This window comes from Streptococcus suis, from assembly GCF_002960445.1.
Lineage (GTDB): Bacteria > Bacillota > Bacilli > Lactobacillales > Streptococcaceae > Streptococcus > Streptococcus hyiners.
This window is the reverse complement of the sequence record NZ_POJD01000097.1, coordinates 1-281: the sequence shown is the minus strand read 5'-3', so window position 1 is coordinate 281 and position 281 is coordinate 1. Positions and strand designations below refer to the sequence as shown.

Here is a 281-nt window from a genome sequence, read left to right as displayed (position 1 = left end):
GAACTATATACTATTTCTTGTGGGAATAAACACAGGGTTTAGAATTGGCGATATTTTAAAATTAAGAGTTAAGGACGTCCAAGGCTGGCACATCAGAGTACGGGAACAAAAAACTGGTAAACAGAAAACTATTAAAATGACCCGAACCCTAAAGAATGAGTTAAGGAAGTATGTAGAAGGCAAACCGCTCCATCATTATCTTTTTCAAAGCCGTAACGGTGTAAACAAACCGCTTGACCGCCGTACAGTTTACTGGATATTAAAGACCGCTGGGAATGATT

The 281-nt window shown here is 38.8% G+C and carries 1 protein-coding gene; it reads left to right on the top strand.

The window, feature by feature from the left end; genetic code table 11:
* Nucleotides 1-281, top strand: a 281-nt coding sequence (locus C1G53_RS01870; RefSeq protein WP_153046639.1) for a tyrosine-type recombinase/integrase, incomplete at both ends; no start/stop codon positions are given.